Here is a 23,453-nt window from a genome sequence, read left to right as displayed (position 1 = left end):
CCCGGTGCAGGGCGCCGGGCATAGTATGGCGGGATGCCTCCTCGTCCTTCCCGTGCTTCCCGGTTCCTCGCGCCCCTGGTCGCAGCCGCCCTGCTCGCCGGCTGCGCCGCGCTGTCCGCCGAGGCGCCCGTCGCGCGCCGTGTGGCGGCCCTGCTGCCGGCCGATGCCCTGCTGCTCGGCGAGCAGCACGACGCCCCCGAACACCACGCCCTCGAACGCGAGACCGTGCAAGCCCTGGCCGAGCGCGGCCAGCTCGCCGCGCTGGCGCTCGAGATGGCCGAGGAAGGCCGCAGCAGCGCCCGCCTGCCCGCCACCGCGACCGACGCCCAAGTGCAGACCGCCCTCGGCTGGAACGACAAGGCCTGGCCCTGGACGCGCTACGGCCCCACGGTGATGACGGCCGTGCGCGCCGGCGTGCCGGTGATCGGCGCCAACCTGCCGCGTGCGCGCATGAAGGACGCGATGGCCGACGTCTCGCTCGACGTGCAGCTCAACGGCGAGGCCTACGCCGCGCAGCAGGAGGCCGTGCGCGAGGGCCACTGCAAGCTGCTGCCCGAATCGCAGATCGGCCCCATGACGCGCATCCAGGTCGGGCGCGACCGCGCCATGGCGCAGGCGCTGGTGAAGGCCCGGCAGCCGGGCAAGACGGTGGTGCTGATCGCCGGCGCGGGCCACGTCACCAAGGTGCTGGGCGTGCCGCAGCACCTGCCGACCGACGTGTCGGTGAAGACCGTCCACCTGCAGGCCGGCGGTCCGGCCGAGGACGACACCGACGCCTACGACGCCACCTGGCGCACGCCGGCGCTGCCGCCGGTGGACTACTGCGCGGGCGTGCTCAGGCGAACTTCCTGATCGAATCCGCCAGCGTGTTGACCAGCGTGTCGATGTGCTGCTTCTCGACGATGTAGGGCGGCGCGATCACCAGCACGTCGCCCGCGGGCCGCACCAGCGCGCCCTTGTGGAAGCAGTCGAGAAACACCTCGTAGGCGCGCTTGCCCGGCGACCCGGCGATGGGCGCGAGCTCCACCGCCGCCGCCAGGCCCAGGCTGCGGATGCCCACCACGTTCGGCAGGCCCTTGAAGGTGCTGTGGAAGGCATCGCCCAGCACCTTGCCCATCTCGCCGGCGCGGGCGAACAGGTTTTCTTCCTTGAACAGGTCGAGCGTGGCAATGGCGGCGGCGCAGGCCACCGGGTGGCCCGAGTAGGTGTAGCCGTGGAAGAACTCGACCACGTGCTCGGGCGCGTCGGTCTTCATCATCGCGTCGTAGAGCTTGTCGCGGCAGATCACGCCGCCCAGCGGAATCACGCCGTTGGTCACGCACTTGGCGAAGTTCAACATGTCGGGCACCACGCCGAAATAGTCCGACGCGAAGTTGGTGCCCATGCGCCCGAAGCCGGTGATGACCTCGTCGAAGATCAGCAGGATGCCGTGCTTGTCGCAGATCTCGCGCAGGCGCTTCAGGTAGCCCTGGGGCGGCAGGTACCAGCCGGCCGAACCGGCCACCGGCTCCACGATGATCGCGGCCACGTTGCTCGGGTCGTGCAGTGGCAGGATGCGGGTTTCGAGCTCGACCAGCGGGTCTTCGGTCCACACCGGCTCCGCGTTGTGGATGTAGGCATGGTTCACCGGGTCGTGGATGAAGCGCATGTGGTCCACGCGCGGCAAAAAGGCCGAGCCGAACACCTTGCGGTTGCCCGGAATGCCGCCCACCGACATGCCGCCGAAGCCCACGCCGTGGTAGCCCTTCTCGCGGCCGATGAACACGTTGCGGTGGCCCTCGCCGCGCGCGCGGTGGTAGGCCAGCGCCACCTTCATCGAGGTGTCGGCCGCCTCGGAGCCCGAGTTGCAGAACAGCACCTTGTTCAGGTCGCCCGGGGCCAGCGCGGCGATCATCTCGGCCGCCTTGAAGGCCTTGTCGTTGCTGACCTGGAAGGCGGTGGCGTAGTCCAGCGTGTCCAGCTGCTTCTTGATCGCCTCGTTGATCGGCTTGCGGTTGTGGCCCGCGCCCACGCACCACAGCGAGGAGATGCCGTCGACCACCTTCTTTCCGTCGTGCGTGGTGAACGTCATGCCGTCGGCCGCCACGAAAACCCGCGGGTCCTTCCTGAAATGGCGGTTGGGCGTGAAGGGCAACCACTGGTTGTCCATGTTGAAGTCCTGGAAGGCCATGTCTCGCTCCTGCGGTTATGTGGGGAGGGAAAATCGCGATTCTGGCACCCCTGCCACAATCCTGCCCCTGATGACGACCACTACGCCTGCCTACATCCTGAACCTCTCCTGTCCCGACCGGACGGGCATCGTGCACGCCGTGTCGGGCTTCCTGCTCGAGCGCGGCGCCAACATCGAAGAGGCCGCCCAATACAACGACCACGGCACCGGCCTGTTCTTCATGCGCGTGCGCTTCGCCTGCGGCGACCACAGCGAAGCCGTGCTGCGCGAGGAGCTGAAGGCCTTCGCCACCGGTTTCGGCATGAGCCTGCAGCTGCACGCCGCCGCCGACCCGATGAAGACCGTGATCCTGGTCAGCAAGGAAGGCCACTGCCTGAACGACCTGCTGTTCCGCTGGAAGAGCGGCCTGCTGTCGATCGACGTGCGCGCCATCATCTCGAACCACCGCGACTTCTACCAGCTGGCCGCCAGCTACAACGTGCCCTTCCACCACATCCCGGTGACGGCCGCGACCAAGGCGCAGGCCGAGGCCAAACAGCTGGAGATCATCGAGGCCGAGGGCGCCGAACTCGTGGTGCTCGCGCGCTACATGCAGATCCTGAGCAACGACCTGTGCAAGAGCCTGGCCGGCCGCGCGATCAACATCCACCACTCGTTCCTGCCCAGCTTCAAGGGCGCCAAGCCCTACTACCAGGCGCACGACCGCGGCGTGAAGCTGATCGGCGCCACCGCCCACTACGTGACGGCCGACCTCGACGAAGGCCCGATCATCGAGCAGGACGTGGCCCGCGCCGACCACACCGACACGGTCGAAGACCTCACGGCCCGCGGCCGCGACACCGAAAGCCAGGTGCTGGCCCGTGCCGTGAAGTGGCACAGCGAGCACCGCGTGCTGCTGAACGGCCACCGCACGGTCGTGTTCCGCTAACCCACTCCATCGCCGCTCCCAGATGCGCCTGCAGCTTCCGCTTTTCGCCCTTGCTGCCGCTCTGGCAGCGCCCGCCACCTTCGCCCAGGACGCCCGCGCCGGCGGCGCCCCGCTGGCGCCCGACGCGCTGTTCGCGCGCGTCTCGCCCAGCGTCTGGGTGGTGCAGGCCAGCGACGCCCAGGGCAAGGTCCTGGCCACCGGCAGCGCGGTGGCCACCGGTCCGGGCACGGCCGTCACCAGCTGCAAGCTGCTGGCCAAGGCCAGCGCCGTGGCGCTGCGCCGCGACAACGTGAGCTACGGCGCCGTGCTGGAGCACCCGGACGTCGAACGCGACCTGTGCCAACTGCGCATCGCGAACCTCGTGTCGCCGACGCTGGGCGTCGTGCCCGCGGGGGCGTTGCAGGTCGGGATGCCGCTGTACGTCATCGGATCGCCGCGCGGGCGCGAACTCACGCTCGGCATTTCCATGCTCGGCGGCGTGCGCCGCAACGCCGCGGGCGCGCTCGAGTCGCTGCAACTGGCCACGCCGACCGAGGCGGGCCTGGCCGGTGCCGGCCTGTTCGATGCGCAAGGCCGCCTCGTGGGCCTCGTCGCCGGATCGGCCCCGGCCACCCTCGCCATGCCGGCCGCGTGGATCGCGGAACTGCCGACGCGCGGCCAGCGGGCCATCGAGCGCCTCGCCTCGCAGCCCGCGCCAGCCAGCGTGTCGCTGCAGCGCCCGAGCCTCGTGGAGTACCAGCTGCACGACCGCCTCACCAACACGTACCGCAAGGTGATCTACCGCGCGGACACGGCCACCACCAGTGAGGACCGCCTCAGCTTCAACAACGGGGGCTGGATCGAGAAGCCAGGCGGCGAGGTGATCGGCGTCACGACGGCCGTGGGCGGCGAGTTCGACAGCGTCATGCCGCCGGGCGGCTGGGCCCGGCCGACCCTGGAACAGGACGCCGCCTGGGCCACGGAATACGACGCCACCATGGGCGGCACCCGCATCAAGATGGATCTGCGCGCCCACGTGGTGGACGACGCCGCCATGCTGCCGGTCAACGGCCGCGAGATGAAGGTGGTGAAGATCGACTACCGCGGCCACACCCAGCGCTTCGCGAACGCGGGCGCCTGGAGTGGCAACCAGTACGGGACCTACCGCGCCAGCGTGTGGTTCTCGCCGGAGCTGGGCCGCGTCGTCCGCTTCGAAGTGCAGACGCGTGGCGGTGCGAGCGGCGGCGCGTTCCAGGTCAGCGAAGTGCTCGAGCTGGTGAGCATCCGCTAGCCCCGGGCGCGCGCCGCGCGCTCTCTATCGATCAATTGCGGTACGGGTTGTCCGGACGCCGGTCCTGGCGGTTCGGCACGCCGTCGCCGTCGCGGTCCCAGCGGCCGCGGTTGTATTCCCAGCGGCCATTGTTCTCGCGCCATTCCGGCGCGCGGTAGGCATAGCCCGGGCGGGCGCGCACGTACATGCCGCGCACCCACACATGGCGACCGCCACGCCACTCATAGTGGCCCGGCGACCACACGTAGCCGCGACGCGGCGGCGGCATGCGCTCGTAGCGCGGCGGGGGCGGCGGCCCCTGGATGGTGATCACCGCCTGCGCCTGCGCGGCCGTGGGAACGGTCAGGGCGCCCACCGACAGCAGCGAAGCGGCACCGATGGAAAGAGCGACTGCGAGTGTTTTCATGAGAAAGCCCCATGGTTGTTGGAGGAGCCCTCATGCTGCCGGGACCGTGTGAAGCGCCTGTAAGCGCTGCGCGAAATCTTGTGTAGAGCTGTTTCGCTGCCGCAGACGCGCTTTATTCCTGCAATTCGCGCAGGTCGATGGCCGCGGCCATGGCCGCGTGGCCGGCGCGGTTGGGATGCAGGTGATCGCCGCTGTCGAATGTCGGATTCAGCTGACGCGGCGCGGCCGGGTCGCGCAGCACCGCATCGAAGTCGACCACGCCGTCCACGTCCTGGCGGCTGCGCACCCAGCGGTTCACGGCCTCGCGCATGGCCTCGTTGGCGTCGGTGCCGTAGATCGTGTTGCCGAAGGGCGGCACGGTGCCCAGCAGCACCTTCACGCCCTTGGCGCGCGCCTGCTTGACGAGCTGCCCCAGGCCCTCGGTGACACGCTCGGCCGTGGGCACGTCGTGCGGCGGCACCTTCAGGCCGGGGATGCCCGCGAAGATGGCGCGGCCGATGTCGTTGGTGCCCAGCAGCACGATGACGTGCGTCACGCCGCTCTGGCCCAGCGCGTCGCGCGCAAAGCGCGACAGGCCGTCGGGGCCGATGCCGTTCACGAGCAGCCGGTTGCCGCCGATGCCGGCGTTGATCACCGACACCGCGTGCGCGGCCTGCGGACTGTCACGCAACCGCGTGGCGAGCATGTCGGGGTACGAACCGTCGCCCGACTCGCCACCGCCCGCGGTGATCGAATCGCCGAACGCGACGACGGTGCGCACGGGTCGGGTGGTGAGCACGTCGAGCCCGGTCACGATGTGGCTCATCGGCAGCGCCGTCGCCTTCGACAGCCGGGGCGCCGAGACGGCGTTGCCTTGCGCCAGCCAGCCCGTGTCGCTGGACAGCAGGTACATCGTGGCGAACGGTGTCGCGCGGTCGAGAAAAAGGCTCACGGCCACGGCCTGGCCCGCCGCAACGTTCAGCGCCACGCCGTCGCTCCATGCTTCCGCGCCCGGCGCCACGGTGACGGTGGCGCGGCCGCCGAAACGCAGCGTGCGCAACGAGGCCGGCGAGATGGCGTCGCCGCCCGTGCCCAGTGCCACGGTGGCTGCGGCGATGCGCAGCGGCGTCTTGCCGAAGCGGTTCGACACCCGCACGCGGATGCGCTCGCCGTCGATCGTCGGGCGCATCATCTGGCGCAAGGTCTGGCCGCGGAACACATGGTCGCCCGGTCCGCCGATGGCGGCCGTGGCGGGGTTCGCATCCAGTTCGGCGAAGTCGAGCACCGCCACGGCCCAGCTCGCCACCCAGCGCGCTTCGGCCGGCTGGCGTGCCGCCTGCTCGACCTTCTCCGCCCACACCGCCTGCACGCCCACGAGCAACACCGCAAGGCCGAGAACGGCCATCCAGTGTGCAGGGGAGAAGGCGGCGTCGCGCAGACGGACGCGCCAGCGGGCAGGAAGCTTCATGCGTGCAAAAGCGGCCCAGTGTACGGAGCCGCCTTGCCCGCGCCAGTGACGAGGTCTAACCTAAAGTTACCAAGTGTCGACGTACGCCGAGACCGCCTCGGCCGGCCGCGTGGCCGAGGCCAGGCCGCGCACCAGCCAGGTGCGCGTGTCGGCCGGGTCGATCACGGCGTCGATCTCCAGCGTCTGCGCCATGTGGATCGCCTCGCCGTTCGCGTACTGCTGCGCCACCAGTTGCTTGAACAGCGCGTCGCGCTCGGCGCCCTCGGGCACGGCCGCGAGTTCCTTGCGAAAGCCCAGTCGCACCGCGCCTTCGAGGCCCATCGCGCCGAACTCGCCGGTGGGCCAGGCCACGGTGAACACGGGCGCATCGAAGCCGCCCGCGGTCATGGCCTGCGCGCCCAGGCCGTAGCCCTTGCGCAGCACCACCGCGAAGAAAGGCACGCGCAAATGCGAGGCCACCATGAACATGCGGCACACGTGGCGCACCTGCGCCTGCGCCTCGACCTCGGGCCCGACCATGAAGCCGGGCGTGTCGCACAACGACACGATCGGTAACCCGTGGGCATTGCACAGTTGCATGAAGCGTGCGGATTTGTCGGCCGCCTCCACGTCGATCGCGCCGCCCAGGTGGTGCGGGTTGTTCGCCATGAGGCCGACCGGCTTGCCCTCGATGCGCGCCAGCGCCGTGACGATGCCTGCGCCGAAGCCCGCGCGCAGTTCGAGCAGCGAGCCGGTGTCGGCCACGCCGCGCATCGCGGCGCGCACGTCGTACACGCGCAGGCGGTTCTCGGGCACGACGTGGCGCAGCGTGCGCGGATCGGCGCACTGCCAGTCGGTGGTTGCCCCCTGGAAGTAAGAGAGGTACTGCTTGGCCGCAGCGACTGCTGCAGCTTCGTCTTCCACGAGGATGTCGATCACGCCATTGCGCGACTGCACGCTGCTCGGCCCGATCTGCTCGGGCGCGAAGGTGCCCAGGCCGCCGCCTTCGATCATCGCGGGGCCGCTCATGCCGATGTTGCTGCCCTTGGTGGCGATGATCACGTCGGCGCAGCCCAGCAGCGCCGCGTTGCCCGCGAAGCAGCGCCCGTGCACGATGCCGACCACCGGCACCTTGCCCGACAGCGCCGCGAACTGGCTGAAGGTGTGGTTATTGAGACCCGCGACGATCGGCATGTCGGTGTCGCCCGGCCGCCCACCCCCGCCCTCGGCGAACAGCACCACCGGCAGCTTGAGCTGGTGCGCCACCGCGAGCAGCCGGTCGGTCTTGTGGTGGTTGCGCATGCCCTGCGTGCCGGCCAGCACGGTGTAGTCGTAGGCGAGCACGGCGCAGCGCGATTTCTCGGGGCCGAACTGCTTTGCGTTGACGCTGCCCAGCCCGGTCACCATGCCGTCGGCCGGCGTGTTGGCGATGAGGTCTTCGAGCGTGCGGCGGCGCGTCTGCGCGGCGATGGCGAGCGCGCCGTACTCGATGAAGTTGCCCGGGTCGCCGGCCATGTCGCACAGGTCGGCAATGTTCTCGCGCGCGGTGCGCCCGCCCTGCGCATGCCGCTTGTCGACGGCCGCCTTGCGGTTCGCGTCGAGCGTGGGCGCATGGCGGTCGATGACCTTCTGCAGGTCGGGACGGATCGCGTCGAGGTCGTGCGCGACGCGCGCCTGCGCCTGCACACCCTGCGCATCGACGGCCTCCAGCCGCACCAGCGACTGGCCTTCGACGAGGTAGTCGCCGGGCGCAGCCAGCAGCGCCAGCACGCGGCCGGCCACGGGGGCGTGCAGCAGGTGCTCCATCTTCATGGCCTCGAGCACGCCGAGTTGCGCGCCGGCGGGCAGCACGTCGCCCACCGCGACCTCGAACTGCACCAGCTTCGCGGGCATCGGCGCCTTGACGGTGAGGCCGTCGTCGTCTTCTTCGTCCGGCGCCGGTGCGCTCGCGGCGGCGGGCGCGGTCACCTTCTTCGTGTGCTTCTCAAACGCTTTCGCGTCCGCGAGCAGATCGCCCAGGTGCGCTTCCACGAAGCGCGTGTGCACCGCCTGCGTCGCGAACTCGGGCCGCGCGGCAATGGCGCACAGCAGCGGCAGGTTGGTGGCGATGCCGTCGATGTGGCATTCGTCGAGCGCGCGCAGCGAGCGGCGCAGCGCGTCCGCGAAACGCGACGACGGTGAATGCACGATGAGCTTGGCCAGCAGCGTGTCGTAGTGCGGCGAGGGCGCCAGGCCCGCGTAGCCGTGCGTGTCGACGCGCACGCCGGGACCGGCGGGCAGGTCGAAGCGCGCGAGCGTGCCGCCCGCGGGGCGCGCGTTGCCTTGCGCATCGAGCGTCTCGGCGTTGATGCGCCACTGCACCGCGAAGCCGCGCTGCGGCGCCGTGCGGCCGGCCTCCACGCCGAGCGCGTCCAGCGTGTCGCCCGAAGCCACGGCGATCTGCAGCTGCACGAGGTCCAGCCCCGTCACGGCTTCTGTCACCGTGTGCTCGACCTGCAGGCGCGGGTTCGCCTCGATGAAGACGAAAGGCAGGGTGGTCGATGCGGCATCGACCAGGAATTCAAAGGTGCCGAGGCCGCGATAGCCCACGGCCTTCGCCATGCGCAGCGCGGCCTGCGTGACCTGTGCGCGCAGCGGCTCGGGCAGCGAGGGGCTGGGCGCGATTTCGACCAGCTTCTGGAAGCGGCGCTGCAGCGTGCACTCGCGCTCGCCGAGGCTGGCCACGGCGCTGCCGTCGCCGAGCACCTGCACCTCGATGTGCCGCGCGTTGCGCATCAGGCGCTCGACGTACACGCCCTCGATGCCGAACGCCGCCTTGGCTTCGGACATGCATCGCGCATGCGCCTCGGGCAGCTCGTCGGCCGTGAGCACGGCGCGCATGCCGCGTCCGCCGCCGCCGCCGATGGCCTTGACCATCACGCCCGCGCCCTGCACGTGCTGCTCGGCGAAGAAGGCCTGCGCCTGCGCGAGCGTCACCGCGCCGGCGCTGCCGGGCATCACGGGCACGTCGCACTGCGCGGCCAGTTCGCGGGCGCGGGCCTTGTCGCCGAACAGGCCCAGCTGCTCGGGCGTGGGGCCGATGAAGACCAGGCCCGCGTCGGCGCAGGCCTGTGCGAAGTCGGCACGTTCGCTGAGGAAGCCGTAGCCGGGATGCACCGCATCGCAGCCTTGCGCCTTCGCCACCGCGATCAACGCGGCCACGTCGAGGTAGGCCGAAGGGCCGGTCGCGTCGAGCGCGACCGCCACATCGGCCAGCTGCACATGCAGCGCGGCGGCATCGTCGCGCGCATGCACCGCCACGCTGGCGATGCCCAGGTCGCGCAGCGCACGCACCAGGCGCACGGCGATCTCGCCGCGGTTGGCAATCAGAACTTTGGAAAACACGCGAGGAAGCCTTTCAGGTCTTGTCTTTGAGCAGGCGGCGCAGCACCTTGCCCGCGCCGGTGGTCGGCAATGCATCGATGAAGCTCACGGCGCGCGGCGCCTTGTAGCTCGCCATGTTCTCGCGCGCCCAGGCCACGAGCGCGTCGGCCTCGAGCGCGGCGCCGGGCTTGCGCACGATGAAGGCCTTCACGACCTCGCCCTTCTCGGGATCGGGCTGCGCGATGACTGCCGCCTGCGCCACCGCCGGGTGCTTGATGAGGATGGTCTCGACCTCTTCGGGGAACACGCTGTAGCCCGAGACCTTGATCATTTCCTTGAAGCGGCCGATGAAGGTGAGGTAGCCGTCGGCGTCGAGCTTGCCCATGTCGCCCGTGTGCACCCAGCCGTTGCGCAAGGTGGCGGCCGTGGCCTCGGGCTTGTTCCAGTAGCCCTTGAATGAGCCGGCGCTGGTGAGCACGATCTCGCCGACCTCGCCCGTGGGCATGTCGGCCTGGGTCTCGGTGTCGATGATGCGGATGGTCACGCCCGGCACCGGCACGCCCTGCGTGCCCCAGCGCGGCGCCACGTGCGGCGTGTAGGTGTCGCAGGTGTGGGTTTCGCTCAGGCCGTAGGCGGCCTCGAACGAGCTGCAGTTGTTGGCGTGCGAGCGCCACTGCGCGGCCAGCGGTTCGGTGAAGGCGATGCCGAAGCTGGTGACCGGGTTCATCTTCAGGCTCGACAGGTCGAAGCGGGCGATGTCGGACACCTGCATGCAGGCCACGTTCATCGGCGCGATGCTGTACCACCAGCTCACTTTGTAAGCGGCAATGGCCTGCAGCACGGCGCGCGGATCGAAGCGGTGCATCAGCACCGAGGCGGCGCCACTGAGCACGGGCACGTTGACGCCCATGAGCATGCCGGCGATGTGGTACAGCGGCGCGATCGACAGCAGCACGTCGTCCGGCCCCACGCCGTTGCAGTCGGCCGCGGCGCGCGTCTTGAAGAGTGCGTTGCCGTAGCTGAGCATCGCGCCCTTGGGCAGCCCGGTGGTGCCCGAGGTGTAGGTCATGAGCGCGATGTCGTCCATGTCGATGGCGACGGGCTGCGGCGTGGCGCCGCTGCGCATCACGGCGAGGAAGTCTTCGCAGCCTTCGGGCACGCTGCGTTCGACCGTGCGCTCGGCGGCCAGTTCGGCCGGCAGGTCGAGCGCGGGCTCGGCGGGCAGCAGGTCGGCGTAGTGCACCACGAACACATGCGCGAGTGCGCTCTCGGCCTGCACCTTGCGCACCACCGGCACCAGCGGCGCGGCCGCGACGATCACGCGCGCCTTCAGGTCGTTGACCTGGTAGGCCAGCTCGTGCTCCTTGTTGAGCGGCCCGCTCGGGCAGACGATGGCGCCGATCTTCTGGATGCCGAAGTGCGCCACCAGGTACTGCGGGCAGTTGTTGAGGAACAGCACCACGGGTTCGCCCTTGGCCACGCCCAGGGCCTGCAGGCGCGCGGCGAAGGCGTCGCTCGCGCGGTCGAGCTCGGCCCAGCTCAGGGCCTGGCCGTACCAGAGGCAGGCGGTGGCGTCGCCGCGCGTGCGTGCGTGGTCGCGCAGGTAGGCGTGCAGGGGCTGCTGCACGCGCGGCGGCAGTTCCTCCAAGCGTTGCGGGGTGGCGGGCGTTGTCTCCATGGCGTCACTTTCTCAGGGTTATCGATAGCCGCCTGCGCATGGCCGGCGCTTGCCAATGCGGCATGGTGCACGAACAATCCTACCCATGGGTATAACTTCCGCGACACCGAACAAACCCTCTGCCACGCACGCAGCGCAGCCGCACCTGCCGCAGGGCACGGGCCGCCAGCGCGCGGCCACGCAGGGCACCGACCTGCAGCGCGAGCGCATCCTGCAGGCGGCGGCGCAGCTGTTTGCCGCGCAGGGCTACGCCAACACGACCATGGCGCAGATCGTGCGCGAGCTGGGCGTGACCAAGCCCTTCGTGTACTACTACTTCCGCGACAAGCAGGAGATCTTCGAGACGCTGTCGTGGCGCCCCGCGGTCGACTGCTTCACCGCGCTCGACTTCGCCGCCGCCGACCCGCGCCGCGCGAGCGAGAAGGTGATGGAAGGCATCGAGCGGCTGATCCGCGCCACCATCTCGCACCACCCGGTGGCCTTCTTCGCCTACCGCGAGCCGCAGGTGTACCGCCCCGAGTACCTCGAAGCGCAGAAGAAGCTCGCGCACCACTTCTACGACCTGCTGTGCCCGCTGCTCGAAGAAGCCCGGCGCGACGGCGACCTCGACTTCGACGAGACCAAGATCACCGCGCTCGCGGCCTGCAGCCTGCCGGGCTTTCTCTACAGCTGGTACCGCCCCGGCGGGCGCCTCTCGCCCGACGAGGTGGTGGCGCAGCTCACGAAGCTGGCCAGCCGCGTGATCGGGCTGCGCGCGAAGAACTGATTCCGTCTTTCACACACCCTCCGGAGACACTTCATGAAGCTCACGCATGCGCCTTTGGCGCGGATCGCCCTTGCCTCTCTGTTTGCCATCGCCGGCACCGCGGCGGAGGCGCAGGCCCCGCAGCCGACCTACAAGATCGCCTACATCGATCCGCTGTCGGGGCCGTTCGCCAACGTGGGCGAGCTGATGCTCATGCACACGCAGTACGCCATCGAGGACATCAACGCCAAGGGCGGCGTGCTCGGCGGTATGAAGCTGCAGCTGCTGCAGTTCGACAGCAAGCTCTCGGCGCAGGAAAGCCAGAGCGCGCTGCAGGCGGCGATCGACCAGGGCGCCAAGGCGATCGTCACGGGCGGCTCGGGCTCGTCGGTGGTGACAGCGCTGGTGCTGGCCGTGGCGCGCTGGAACCAGCGCAACCCGGGCAAGGAGCTGATCGTGCTGAACCACTCCTCGATCGACCCCGAGATGACCGGCAAGGGCTGCAGCTTCTGGCACTTCCAGACCGAGGCCAACACGGCGATGAAGATGAAGGCGCTGGCCAACTACATCAAGAAGACGCCGGACGTGAAGAAGGTCTACCTGCTCAACCAGGACTATGCCCACGGCAAGCAGTGGGCCAGCTACGGCCGCCAGCTGGTGGGCCTGGCACGCCCCGACATCCAGTTCGTCGGCGAGACGCTGCACCCCATCGGCCGCGTGAAAGACTTCGCGCCCTACATCGCCAACATCAAGCAAAGCGGCGCCGACTCGGTCATCACCGGCAACTGGGGCCAGGACATGACGCTGCTGCAGAAGGCCGCGGGCGACGCGGGCTACAACCTGCGCTACTTCAACCACAGCGCGGGCTCGGTGCCCGGCACCGTCACCGCGGTGTCGCAGGCCAAGACGGGGCAGCTCACCTGGGTGGCCGAATGGCACCCGGGCCAGGCCGACACGCCGAAGGTCGATGCACTGGCCAAGGCCTACAAGGCCAAGACCGGCAAGGACTTCCTCGCGCCGCGCATCGACCTGACGCCACGCCTGCTGGCCGCCGCCATCGCCAAGGCCGGCAGCGCCGACACGGTGAAGGTGGCGCGCGCCCTCGAAGACCTGAGCTTCGACTCGGTGGTGGGCCCGGTGCGCATGCGCGGCGAAGACCACCAGCTGCTGCTGCCGCAGGTGGTGAACACCATCGCGCCGGTGGACGGCAAGGCGGTGAAGACGGGCTGGGAAGGCACCAACTACGGCTTCCGCACCGATGCGGTCTATACCGGGAACGAGCTGGCGCAAGGCACCGACTGCAAAATGGTCCGGCCCTGATCTGATTGAGTGCTTTCGGGGGACGTGCCCAGGCCACCGGGCACTTCCCTCCGCGAATGTCCCCCGGGCTTCGCCCTCCTCCTTGATTTCGCTGCGGGAAGCACCCAGTGCCCTGGGCACGGGCACGCTGCCGGCTTGGACCTCACTGTGAATGGCAATCACGCTGCCTGTGTGAACGCTCCGGACGCCTCCTAAGGGAAACCCCGTCCTGCCCGTCCCCTGTGCCGTCGGGATACTCCGGATTCGCATCCCGGACATCCGAAGCGGGTCCATACGTAGGCACAAGAAGGCACACATGGCAGGAAAGAACTCGCTCCATCCGATCCCCCATCCGGCGAAGAAACCCTTCGTCGGCAATCTGCTGTCCATCGGCTCCGACTCGCCGGTGCTCGACATGTGGAAGATCGCGCAGGACCTCGGCGGCATCTACTGGCTCGACATGCCGGGCATGCCGGTGATCGTGGTGTCGTCGCCCGCGCTGGTCGACGAGCTGTGCGAAGAGCCGCGCTTCGACAAGAGCACGCGCGGCGCACTGCGCCGGCTGCGCGCCGCGTCGCACGGTCTCTTCACCTCCGACACGCACGAGGAGACGTGGTCGAAGCCGCACAACATCCTCTTGGCCAACTTCAGCCAGCGCGCGATGCAGGCCTACCACCCGATGATGCTGGACATCGCAGGGCAGCTGGTCACCAAGTGGGAGCGCCTCAATTTCGATGAAGAGGTGGACGTGGTGCGCGACATGACCGCGCTCACGCTCGACACCATCGGCCTGTGCGGCTTCGGCTACCGCTTCAACTCGTTCTACCGCGAGGGCTTCCATCCTTTCGTCGATGCGATGGTGCGCACGCTGGAGACGGTGCAGAACCGGCGCGGCATTCCGCTCGAGGAGCTGATGCTCAAGAAGGAGCTGGCACAGCAGCGCAAGGACATCCGCTACATGCACAAGATGGTGGAAGACATCATCGAGGAGCGGCGCGCGAGCGGTGCCGACATCGCCACCAAGCCCGACCTCCTGAGCTACATGATCGCGGGCGTGGACAAGAAGAGCGGCGAGAAGCTCACCGACAAGATGATCCGCGACGAGTGCATCGAATTCCTCATCGCGGGCCACGAGACCACCAGCGGCCTGCTGTCGTTCGCCATCTACTTCCTGCTGAACAACCCCGAGGCGATGGCCAAGGCGCAGGCCGAGGTCGACAGCGTGTTCGGCGGCGACACCACGCAAAAGCCCACCTACGCGCAGGTCAACCGGCTGCAGTACGTGATGCAGGTGCTGAAGGAGTCGCTGCGCCTGTACCCGACCGCGCCCGCGATCTCGATGCGCGCGAAGGAAGACACCAAGATCGGCGGCCAGTACACGATCAAGAAGAACAACATGGTCATCATGCATGCGCTCGCGCTGCACCGTGACAAGGGCATCTGGGGCGAGGATGCCGACCAGTTCAACCCCGACCACTTCAGCCGCGAGGCCGAGCGCGAGCGGCCCGTGAACGCCTTCAAGCCCTTCGGCAACGGCCAGCGCGCCTGCATCGGGCGGCAGTTCGCCCTGCAGGAGGCGGTGCTCACGCTGGGCATGATCCTGCAGCGCTTCAACCTGGTCGATCACACGGGCTACAAGCTCAAGATCAAGGAAGCGCTGACGATCAAGCCCGAGAACTTCAAGATCAAGGCGCTGCTGCGCGACCCGGCCTCGCGCCCGCGCGGCACCGTGGAGACAACGGCCACGCCCGACGCGCCGGCCAAACCCGCCGCGCGCAAGCCGCAGGCCGCGCGCCACGGCACCTCGCTGCTGGTGCTGCAGGGCTCCAACCTCGGCACCGCCGAAGACCTGGCGCGCCAGCTGGCCGAGGCCGGCGAGCTGCGCGGCTTCTCGACCCAGCTGGCCTCGCTCGACGACTACGCCGAGCGGCTGCCGGCCAGCGGCGCGGTGGCCATCGTCTGCGCCTCGTACAACGGCGTGGCGCCCGACAACGCGGCCGAGTTCCACCGCTGGCTCGACAAGGCCGACGATTCGCTCAACGGCGTGCGCTTCAGCGTCTTCGGCTGCGGCAACACCGACTGGGCCGCCACCTACCAGGCGGTGCCGCGCCGCATCGACGAACGGCTCGAAGCGCTGGGCGCCGACCGCGTGCACGCGCGCGGCGAAGGCGATGCGCGCGAGGACATGGACGGCGCCTTCCAGGACTGGAGCGACGCGCTGTGGCCCGCGCTGGTGAAGACCTTCGACATCAAGAACGGCGCCGACACGCCGGCCGAGGCCGAGCCGCTGTACACGCTCGAAGAGCTGCCGCCGCCGCAGAAGAACGCGCTGGTCGATGCGCTGGGCGCGGTGCCGCTGCGCGTGATCGAGAACCGCGAGCTGCAAAGCGCCGGCGCCAACGGCGAGGCCGGACGCTCCACGCGCCACGTCGAGCTGATGCTGCCCGAGGGCGTGAACTACGTGCCCGGCGACCACCTGAGCGTGGTGCCGCGCAACAGCGCCGCGCAGGTCGAGCGTGCGATGGCGCGCTTCGGCTTCGACCGCTCGGCGCACGTGCGCCTGTCGGCGGTGCCGGGCCGCAAGGCGGCGCTGCCGGTCGACCAGGTCATCGCGGTCGATCGCCTGCTGGGCGACTACGTCGAGCTGCAGGACGTGGCCACGCGCAAGCAGATCGCCACGCTCGCGGCGCACACCGAGTGCCCGTTCACCAAGCCGAAGCTTGTCGCGCTGTCAGGCAGCGACGAGGCCTCGCAGGCCGCCTACAAGGCCGAGGTGCTGCACAAGCGCAAGTCGCTGCTGGAGCTGCTCGAAGAGCATCGCGCCTGCCAGGTGCCGTTCGCGGTGTTCCTGGAAATGCTGTCGCCGCTGTCGCCGCGCTACTACTCGATCTCCTCGTCGCCGACGATGACGCCGGGGCGCTGCAGCGTGACGGTGGGCGTGGTGAGCGCGCCCGCGATGTCGGGCAACGGCACCTTCGAGGGCGTGTGCTCCAACTTCCTGGCGCGCGCCGAGGCCGGTGACACGGTGCACGGCGTGATCCGCGAGACCACGGCCGAAGGCTTCCGCCTGCCGGAGGACGCAAACCGGCCGCTCATCATGATCGGCCCGGGCACCGGCCTGGCGCCGTTCCGCGGTTTCCTGCAGGCGCGCGCCGCGCAGGTCGAACGCGGCGACGCGCTGGGCGAGGCAATGCTGTTCTTCGGCTGCCGCCATCCCGAGCAGGACTTCATCTACGCCGAGGAGCTGCAGGCCTGGTCGCACCACGGCCTGATGAAGCTGCACACGGCCTTCTCGCGCGCCGGCGACCGCAAGGTCTACGTGCAGGACCTGATCCGCGAACAGGGCGCGGCCGTGTGGAAGCTGCTCGAAGCGGGCGCCGTGGTGTACGTGTGCGGCGACGGCTCGCGCATGGAGCCCGACGTGCGGCGCACGCTCAGCGACCTCGCGCGCGAGCACGGACAGGACAGCGCGGCGTGGATGGACAAGATGATTGCCGAGCAGCGCTACGTGCTCGACGTGTGGGCCGGGGCCTGAGAAGCCCACTCTGGAGCCCCAAAACAAAAGACCGGCATTCGCCGGTCTTTTTTTTTTGGGAGTGTTCGCCTCGGATCAGACGTTGCGATCCGGGTCCGGGTACACCAGCGGCCCGAGCATGCCGCGGTTGAACGGCTTCCATTCGCCCTCGGGCTGCGCCAGCCGGTCGGCCACCGCATAGAGCACGGCCGGGTGCGCGCCGAGCCCCAGGTGGCTGGCCACCACCTCGATGTTCTCGGACTGCGGGCCGGTCTTCTCGAGGCTGCAGCGCCACGCGACGACACCGTCGGTGCGGCTGAAGATCGAGGTCGTGGGCACGGGCGGCGTGGGTTCGACGAACTTCATGCGGCGCGGGTCGTGCGAGCTCTGGCCACTCACGCCCTCGTACACACGCCAGGCGTTGGTGGCGCGCGGGCTGCCCGAGAACGGACTGCCCAGCGTGATCACGTTGCGGATGAGGTCCTTCTGCGCCGAGGCCAAGAGCCGCGCGTACACGCCGCCCAGGCTCCAGCCGATCACGCTGACCTTCTGGCCGCTCTTGTCGGCCAGGGTCTTGAGCAGGTCGACCATGCCGTCCTCGACGCCGGCGCGCGGGCCCAGGTTGCGGCCCTGGCCCCAGCCGTGCGCGTCGTAGCCGCGGCTGCACAGATAGCGGCGCAGCAGCAGCGTGGACATGTCGCTGGCCACCAGGCCCGGCAGCACGAGCACGGGGTGCCCGTCGCCGCGCGGCGCGAGCTGCAGCAGCGGCCACATGGCGAGGCCGGCGCCGGTTTCCCAGAGGGCGCGCGCTTCGGCCAGCAAGAGCAGGCGCGACGGCGGTGCGATGGGTTCGTGGGTGGCGGTGGTCATGATGGCGGCTTCCTTTCTGCTTCTTTCTTCTGTAGGACGACGATGGGGGTGCGAAGTTGCATGCCCCGTCGGACGACGACTTCATTTATCCGAGGTATTTGCCCCTCAGGTAATCAAGATAAGCCCTCGATTCGCTGGAAACATACGGAGAAACCAGCGTGAGTGTGTAGAAAGCCGCCAAACCGGGGTCGGCCTGCGCCAGCGCGTCGCGCCCCGGCACCAGCCGCTCGAACGAGAGCCAGCAGGTGGTGGTGAAGACCATCTGCAGCGCGAGGATGCGCGCCTGCTCGGCGCTGGTCTCGATCACGCCCGACGCCACCAACCCTTCGCACAGCGTCTGGGCGGCGAGCAGGTTCTGCGCGGTCATGGCCTGGGCGCGTTGCCCCAGGGCCGGGTACTCGCTGGCCAGGAAGGCCATGTCGCGGTAGATGAAACGGTATTCGTCGATGGCCTCGAAGCGCAGGTGCAGCGCCAGCCACAGGTCGTCGATGGCGGTGATGGAAGCCGACGAGCCGTTGAGCACCTCGAGCCGCTGCTCGAAGCGCCGGAACAGCCATTCGACGATCAGCTGCTTGGCCTTGAAGTGGTAGTGCAGGTTGCCCGGGCTCATGCCGAGCTCGGCCGCGATCTTGTGCGTGGACACGGCCGGAAGACCTTCCGCGTTGAACAGCGCAAGGCTGGTCTGCAGGATGCGATCGCGCGTGGTGTTGGAGCTGGCCACAAGCGGCGTGGTGCGTGCGTTGCGTGCCGCTCAGCGCTTGCCGCCGGAGCCACTTGAACTGGACGGTTTCTCGAGTTTCGCGAGGCGTTCGCGCAACTGCGCCACCTCGTCGCGCAGGGCCTGCACCTCGTCGGCGCTGGGCATGCCCAGGCGTTGCAGGGCGGTGGCGACACGCTGGTCGAACACGTCCTCGAACTTGCGGATGCCGAAGGTGTCCAGGCTGGGGAAGCCGCGCGTCAGCGCCGCCTTGGCACCGGCCACGTCGGCCTTGCCGTGCCCGATGCCGAGCAGGCCTTCGATCACGTTGGCCTGGCGCTTGGCGACATCGTTGCGCACGTTGTCCAGCGCCTTGAGGCCGGCACGCAGCAGGGCTTCGGCCTTGTTGGTGCCCCCCGCAGTGTCTGCGGGCGCTGCTTTCGCAGCCGGCGCCGCCTTGCGGGGCGCGGCCTTCTTCTTCGCCGCCGGAGCCTTCTTCGCAGGCGCCGCCCTCTTCTTCAACTTTGCAGTGTCATCGGGACGGGTCGCCATGCGGTGGGTGCTCCAGGGGCGTAAGGAATGAAAAGGGCGCGGTCAGCGCCCCGGGATCAGGCCGCCTTGCGGGCAGCGCGGCGAACCGGCTTCTTGGCCGCAGCGACCTTGGCCTTCACGGTGCGCACGGGGGCGGCTTCTTCGGTGCCGCTCACACGGGCTTCGATCTGCTTGGTGCCGGCAACGATGCGGTCGGCGATTTGCACCGACACGGTGGCGAAGGGCTGGTTCACGGCCGACAGGGCGTTCAGCACGGTGGTGGCGGCGGGCGATTCGATCTGGGCGACGCGGTTGGCGACGGTTTCGATGCCGCTGGTGGTGCCGGCAGCGACACGGTCCATCGCGTTCACGATGCGGCTGGTGTCGATGTCCAGGCGGTTGGCCAGGAAACCATGCACCTTCTCTTGCGCGCCGATCAGGTTGGCCTTGATCTGTTCGCTCACCAGCGGGATCTGGCGGTTGCCCAGGAACTCGCTGTAGCGCGAAGCGGCACCGCCCAGCAGGCGTTGCACGCCGGTGCGGTAGGCACCGACCAGGGTCTTGCCGGCGTCGTTGTACTGGCCGACGACGTGGATGGCGGCGGAAGCGATGTTGGTTTGCGTGGACATGTGAGATTTCCTTGAAGTTGAATGGCTCGCGGGGAATCGCGATGGGCCAATCATCTTCCGCAGGGCCTAGGCCTGAAAAACTAGAACGGTCGGAAAACTAGTCCAACTGCCCCAATTTTTTGTCCAGGCCGGGCCGACCCTGCCGATCATGCCGCAGCGGCGCGCGGCGATGCGGCGGCCTTGCGGGCCGCGGGCCGAGGTGCGGCCTTCTTCGCCGCCGCCTTCTTCGCAGGGGCTTTCTTCGCTGCCGCCTTGACCGGCGCGGCCTTGGCCGGGGCCTTCTGCGCCGTCTTCTTGGCGGCGACGGCCTTCACCGGCGCCTTCTTGCGCGCCGCCGGCTTGCGGGCCGGCGCAGCGGCCTGGGCCTCTTCGTCGGCTTCCGGGGCGGGGGCGGCCACGGGCTTGGGCGGTGTCGCCGGCGCGCCGGAGACGGCCGGGTGCTTCTGCGTCAGCTCCATCAGCAGCTTGTGCTCGGCCAGCAGGTAGTCGCCGATCTCGGTGATGTCGGGCACGGCGCGGCGGCAGGCGATCAGGCCGTAGTCCATGCGGCCGTTGTAGCTTTGCACGGTGACGTTGAGCGCGGTGCCGTGGCTGGCGATCGACACCGGGTAGTAGCAGGTGACCAGCGCCCCCGCGAAGTACATCGGGAACGGCGCGCCCGCCACGTTCGAGACCGCCACGTTGGCCGCCGGCGGCAGCAGGTTGACGATGCCCGAGCGTCCCACCATCGACGCGATGCCCGACACCAGCCAGGGCGCGGCGAAGGTCGGGAAGTCGTCCAGGATCACGGCCTTGAAGCGGTTCATCGTCGACTTGGAGGAATTCGACGAGGCGTTGATCGCCTTCAGCCGCTGCAGCGGATCGGTGATGTCGGTGGCCAGGCTCACGAGGATCATGCTGGCCTGGTTGTTGGCCGTCTGGTCGCCCGCCTCGCGCAGGCTCACGGGCACGCCGGCCACCAGCGGCTTGGCCGGCAGCTCGTTGTTGTCGGCCAGGTAGTGGCGCAGCGCGCCGGCCACGGTGGCCAGCACCACGTCGTTGAGCGACACGCCGAAGTGCTTGGCGATGTACTTGGTCTCGGCCAGCGAGATGGTGCGCCCGGCGAAGGTGCGCTGGTTGGTGATCGACACGTTCAGCGAGGTGCGCGGCGCGAAGAGGTTGAACTTCTTCGGCGCGGTGGCGGCCGCCTTGTCGGCCGCCTTCTCGTCGGGCTGGGCCAGGCCGCCGATGGCGCGCGCGATGGCCGGCGCCATCTTGAACAGCTTCACGTACTGCTGCGCCGTGTTGCGCAGCGCCGCCGTGGCGAGCTCGGCCATGCCCAGCTGGTAGCCGTTGCTGCGCGGGCGCACACGCGGCGGCTTGATCACGCGGCCGGTGGCCTCGAGGTCGAAGATGGCCTTGCCCAGCTCGACGCCGGCCTGCCCGTCGATGCCCGCGTGGTGCACCTTGGTGTACAGCGCCACCTGGCCGCTCTTGAGGCCGTCGATGATGAAGAACTCCCACATCGGCCGGCTGCGGTCCATGAGCGTGGAGTGCAGCCGTGCCACGTACTGCTGCAGCTGGCGGTTGGTGCCCGGCTTGGGCAGCGTGATGTGGCGCACGTGGTAGTCGAGGTCGATGTCGTCGTCCTCGACCCACACCGGATTGGTCATGTCGAAGGGCATCAGCGCGAGCTTGCGCGTGAACACGTCGGCCAGGTGGATGCGGCTGGCCATGAAGGCCTTGGCGTCTTCGTAGAAGTCGCCCTTGTAGCCCTTGGGCAGGTCCAGCACGTTGAGGGAGCCCACGTGCATCGGCATCTCGGGGGTTTCCAGGTGCAGGAAGGTGGCATCAAGACCGCTCAGGTGTTTCATGTGTGGTTCTCCTCGTTGGGGCATGCGCCGTCCGGCAGGATACCGTGGGCATCGCGTTCGTGGGCCTTCGCTTCTTCAGTGTTTCCACCGGGGGAAGGCACGCCCGGGACAGGGGTTTGCCCCAAGGATGGCCGGGGCGCGCATCCACATGTAATGAAAAAATCGACGCGCCTCGAATGCAGCAACAACTGCTCACAGGCCGCCGCATTCACGGGGGCTTCGTACACTGTGCCGCATGACCTCTGCGCACAACGAAGACCCCCATCTCTGGCTCGAAGACATCGACGGCGAAGCCGCTCTGGACTGGGCTCGCCAGCAGAATGCACGCGCCGTTCACACCTATGCGCAGTCGCCGGCCTTCCAGTCGATCGAGCAGGGCCTGCTCGAGGTGCTCGACTCGGACGCGCGCATTCCGATGGTCAGCAAGATCGGTGCGCTGTACTACAACTTCTGGCGCGACAAGGCGCACCCCAAGGGCCTGTGGCGCCGCACCACGCTCGATGAATACCGCACGCCCGAGCCCGCGTGGGAGACCGTGCTCGACCTCGACGCGCTGGCCGCGCAGGACGGCGAGAACTGGGTCTGGCACGGTGCCGACTGCCTGGAGCCCGCGTACGAACGCTGCCTCATCTCGCTGTCGCGCGGCGGCGCCGATGCCGACGTGGTGCGCGAGTTCGACCTGGTGAACATGGCCTTCGTCGAAGGCGGCTTCACGCTGCCCGAGGCGAAGAACCACGTCACCTGGAAAGACATCGACCACCTGTACGTGGGCACCGATTTCGGCTCCGGCTCCATGACCAGCTCGAGCTACCCGCGCCTGGTGAAGGAGTGGCAACGCGGCACGCCGCTGGCCGAGGCCGTCACCGTGTACGAAGGCGCGCACGAAGACATGTCGGTGAGCGCCTGGAGCGACCACACGCCCGGCTTCGAGCGCGACTTCGTCTCGCGCCAGATCGACTTCTACGACAGCGAGACCTGGCTGCGCGCGCCCGACGGCACGCTCGCCAAGATCGACGTGCCCGACGACGCCAACACCGGCGTCACGCGCGAGTGGCTGCTGATCGAGCCGCGCGAAGACTGGACCGTGGCCGGCCGCACCTACACCGCCGGCTCGCTGCTGGCCGCGCGCTTCGACGACTACATGGCCGGCGCGCGCGAACTCACGCTGTTGTTCGAGCCCGACGACACCACCGCGCTCGACGACTACTCGTGGACGCGCCATCACCTCATCCTCAACGTGATGCACGACGTGGTGAACCGGCTCGAGGTGCTCACGCCGCCGGCGGACGGCCTGGGCGACTGGGCGCGCGACAGCCTGGGCGGCGCGCCCGCGCTCTCGTGCGTGGCGGCCGGCGGCATCGACGAGACCGAGAACGACGACTACTTTTTGACCGTGAGCGGCTTCCTGCAGCCGACCACGCTGTACATCGGCACCCTCGGCCAGGGCGAACCGCAGCCGCTGAAGCACAGCCCCGGCTTCTTCGACGCCTCGCGCGTTCGCGTGAGCCAGCATTTCGCGACCTCGGCGGACGGCACGCGCGTGCCCTATTTCGAGATCGCCGCGAAAGACCTCGTGGCCGACGGCACGAACCCCACGCTGCAGTACGCCTACGGCGGCTTCGAGATCTCGCTGGAGCCGAGCTACAGCGGCGGCATCGGCCGCGCCTGGCTCGAACGCGGCGGCGTGTACGTGGTGGCGAACATCCGCGGCGGCGGCGAGTACGGGCCGCGCTGGCACCAGGCCGCGCTGCAGGAGAACCGGCTGCGCACCTGCGAAGACTTCGCGGCCGTGTCGCAGGACCTGTTCGCGCGCGGCATCACCTCGCCCGCGCACCTGGGCGCCATGGGCGGCAGCAACGGCGGCCTGCTCATGGGCAACATGCTCACGCTGTACCCGCAGCTGTACGGCGCCATCGTGAGCGAGGTGGCGCTGCTCGACATGAAGCGCTACACGCAGCTGTCGGCCGGCGCCTCTTGGATCGCGGAGTACGGCGACCCGGAACTGCCCGACGAGTGGGAGTTCATCCGGACCTTCTCGCCCTACGAGAACGCACAGGCCGGCACGCCCTACCCG

17 protein-coding genes are annotated in these 23,453 nt (G+C 69.1%); 7 read left to right on the top strand and 10 right to left on the bottom strand.

Annotated features, from left to right (window positions below):
* Positions 1-33 precede the first annotated feature (33 nt).
* Positions 34-852: a ChaN family lipoprotein gene (locus AC07XP_RS25595; RefSeq protein WP_495266257.1), complete on the top strand. Its 819-nt coding sequence runs from the start codon at positions 34-36 to the stop codon at positions 850-852.
* Here the strand turns inward: AC07XP_RS25595 and aptA are convergent.
* On the bottom strand, positions 836-2,170 hold the full coding sequence (gene aptA, locus AC07XP_RS25590; protein WP_062478394.1) for an omega-aminotransferase AptA: 1,335 nt from the start codon (positions 2,168-2,170) through the stop codon (positions 836-838). The genes AC07XP_RS25595 and aptA overlap by 17 nt on opposite strands.
* A gap of 70 nt (positions 2,171-2,240) precedes the next feature.
* Between aptA and purU the strand changes: the two genes are divergently transcribed.
* Together purU and AC07XP_RS25580 are read left to right on the top strand one after the other, a co-directional pair.
* On the top strand, positions 2,241-3,098 hold the full coding sequence (gene purU / locus AC07XP_RS25585) for a formyltetrahydrofolate deformylase (protein WP_062478396.1): 858 nt from the start codon (positions 2,241-2,243) through the stop codon (positions 3,096-3,098).
* Positions 3,099-3,120: 22 nt separating this feature from the next.
* Entirely contained in the window at positions 3,121-4,368 is a 1,248-nt protein-coding gene (locus AC07XP_RS25580; RefSeq protein ID WP_495266256.1) for a S1 family peptidase, read from the top strand.
* 31 nt (positions 4,369-4,399) lie between these two features.
* On the opposite strand, the gene AC07XP_RS25575 is transcribed toward AC07XP_RS25580, so the two are convergent.
* From AC07XP_RS25575 to AC07XP_RS25560, 4 genes are all read right to left on the bottom strand, one after another.
* Complete coding sequence (locus AC07XP_RS25575; RefSeq protein ID WP_070063838.1) at positions 4,400-4,774, bottom strand: YXWGXW repeat-containing protein; 375 nt, start codon at positions 4,772-4,774, stop codon at positions 4,400-4,402.
* A gap of 112 nt (positions 4,775-4,886) precedes the next feature.
* Positions 4,887-6,221 carry a GDSL-type esterase/lipase family protein gene (locus tag AC07XP_RS25570; RefSeq protein ID WP_495266255.1) on the bottom strand — a complete coding sequence of 445 codons (1,335 nt, stop codon included), beginning with the start codon at positions 6,219-6,221 and terminating at the stop codon, positions 4,887-4,889.
* Between the two features lie 66 nt (positions 6,222-6,287).
* Positions 6,288-9,584, bottom strand: coding sequence for a carboxyl transferase domain-containing protein (locus AC07XP_RS25565; RefSeq protein ID WP_495266254.1), 3,297 nt, complete (start codon positions 9,582-9,584; stop codon positions 6,288-6,290).
* A gap of 13 nt (positions 9,585-9,597) precedes the next feature.
* Complete coding sequence (locus tag AC07XP_RS25560) at positions 9,598-11,241, bottom strand: AMP-binding protein (protein ID WP_495266253.1); 1,644 nt, start codon at positions 11,239-11,241, stop codon at positions 9,598-9,600.
* An 85-nt stretch (positions 11,242-11,326) separates the two neighbouring features.
* Here AC07XP_RS25560 and AC07XP_RS25555 point away from each other — a divergent pair, with 85 nt between their 5' ends.
* From AC07XP_RS25555 to AC07XP_RS25545, 3 genes are all read left to right on the top strand, one after another.
* Positions 11,327-12,007: a TetR/AcrR family transcriptional regulator gene (locus tag AC07XP_RS25555; RefSeq protein WP_495266252.1), complete on the top strand. Its 681-nt coding sequence runs from the start codon at positions 11,327-11,329 to the stop codon at positions 12,005-12,007.
* Between the two features lie 33 nt (positions 12,008-12,040).
* Complete coding sequence (locus tag AC07XP_RS25550; RefSeq protein WP_495266251.1) at positions 12,041-13,306, top strand: branched-chain amino acid ABC transporter substrate-binding protein; 1,266 nt, start codon at positions 12,041-12,043, stop codon at positions 13,304-13,306.
* Positions 13,307-13,601: 295 nt separating this feature from the next.
* Complete coding sequence (locus AC07XP_RS25545) at positions 13,602-16,820, top strand: bifunctional cytochrome P450/NADPH--P450 reductase (RefSeq protein ID WP_495266250.1); 3,219 nt, start codon at positions 13,602-13,604, stop codon at positions 16,818-16,820.
* A gap of 75 nt (positions 16,821-16,895) precedes the next feature.
* On the opposite strand, the gene AC07XP_RS25540 is transcribed toward AC07XP_RS25545, so the two are convergent.
* The 5 genes from AC07XP_RS25540 to AC07XP_RS25520 form a co-directional block, all read right to left on the bottom strand.
* Positions 16,896-17,669: an esterase/lipase family protein gene (locus tag AC07XP_RS25540; protein ID WP_095746971.1), complete on the bottom strand. Its 774-nt coding sequence runs from the start codon at positions 17,667-17,669 to the stop codon at positions 16,896-16,898.
* An 85-nt stretch (positions 17,670-17,754) separates the two neighbouring features.
* On the bottom strand, positions 17,755-18,390 hold the full coding sequence (locus AC07XP_RS25535; RefSeq protein WP_062478422.1) for a TetR/AcrR family transcriptional regulator: 636 nt from the start codon (positions 18,388-18,390) through the stop codon (positions 17,755-17,757).
* Between the two features lie 30 nt (positions 18,391-18,420).
* Positions 18,421-18,888: a phasin family protein gene (locus AC07XP_RS25530; protein ID WP_495266249.1), complete on the bottom strand. Its 468-nt coding sequence runs from the start codon at positions 18,886-18,888 to the stop codon at positions 18,421-18,423.
* A gap of 86 nt (positions 18,889-18,974) precedes the next feature.
* Positions 18,975-19,526, bottom strand: coding sequence for a hypothetical protein (locus AC07XP_RS25525; RefSeq protein ID WP_159279676.1), 552 nt, complete (start codon positions 19,524-19,526; stop codon positions 18,975-18,977).
* A 146-nt stretch (positions 19,527-19,672) separates the two neighbouring features.
* Positions 19,673-21,379 (bottom strand): WS/DGAT/MGAT family O-acyltransferase, encoded by a 1,707-nt coding sequence (locus AC07XP_RS25520; RefSeq protein ID WP_495266248.1) that lies wholly within the window; start codon positions 21,377-21,379, stop codon positions 19,673-19,675.
* A 235-nt stretch (positions 21,380-21,614) separates the two neighbouring features.
* Between AC07XP_RS25520 and AC07XP_RS25515 the strand changes: the two genes are divergently transcribed.
* Positions 21,615-23,453: prolyl oligopeptidase family serine peptidase (locus AC07XP_RS25515; RefSeq protein ID WP_495266247.1), on the top strand; the 1,839-nt coding region annotated here is incomplete at its 3' end.

It is taken from the genome of Variovorax sp. GW531-E2, assembly GCF_059423125.1.
Note: the sequence above shows the minus strand (reverse complement) of the source record. Positions and strands in the feature narration are given on the sequence as shown.

Coding starts and splice junctions, on each gene's coding strand:
- AC07XP_RS25595 (WP_495266257.1), top strand. CDS start 34: ATGCCTCCTCGTCCTTCCCGTGCTTCCCGGTTCCTCGCGCCCCTGGTC.
- aptA (WP_062478394.1), bottom strand. CDS start 2,170: ATGGCCTTCCAGGACTTCAACATGGACAACCAGTGGTTGCCCTTCACG.
- purU (WP_062478396.1), top strand. CDS start 2,241: ATGACGACCACTACGCCTGCCTACATCCTGAACCTCTCCTGTCCCGAC.
- AC07XP_RS25580 (WP_495266256.1), top strand. CDS start 3,121: ATGCGCCTGCAGCTTCCGCTTTTCGCCCTTGCTGCCGCTCTGGCAGCG.
- AC07XP_RS25575 (WP_070063838.1), bottom strand. CDS start 4,774: ATGAAAACACTCGCAGTCGCTCTTTCCATCGGTGCCGCTTCGCTGCTG.
- AC07XP_RS25570 (WP_495266255.1), bottom strand. CDS start 6,221: ATGAAGCTTCCTGCCCGCTGGCGCGTCCGTCTGCGCGACGCCGCCTTC.
- AC07XP_RS25560 (WP_495266253.1), bottom strand. CDS start 11,241: ATGGAGACAACGCCCGCCACCCCGCAACGCTTGGAGGAACTGCCGCCG.
- AC07XP_RS25555 (WP_495266252.1), top strand. CDS start 11,327: ATGGGTATAACTTCCGCGACACCGAACAAACCCTCTGCCACGCACGCA.
- AC07XP_RS25550 (WP_495266251.1), top strand. CDS start 12,041: ATGAAGCTCACGCATGCGCCTTTGGCGCGGATCGCCCTTGCCTCTCTG.
- AC07XP_RS25545 (WP_495266250.1), top strand. CDS start 13,602: ATGGCAGGAAAGAACTCGCTCCATCCGATCCCCCATCCGGCGAAGAAA.
- AC07XP_RS25540 (WP_095746971.1), bottom strand. CDS start 17,669: ATGACCACCGCCACCCACGAACCCATCGCACCGCCGTCGCGCCTGCTC.
- AC07XP_RS25525 (WP_159279676.1), bottom strand. CDS start 19,526: ATGTCCACGCAAACCAACATCGCTTCCGCCGCCATCCACGTCGTCGGC.
- AC07XP_RS25520 (WP_495266248.1), bottom strand. CDS start 21,379: ATGAAACACCTGAGCGGTCTTGATGCCACCTTCCTGCACCTGGAAACC.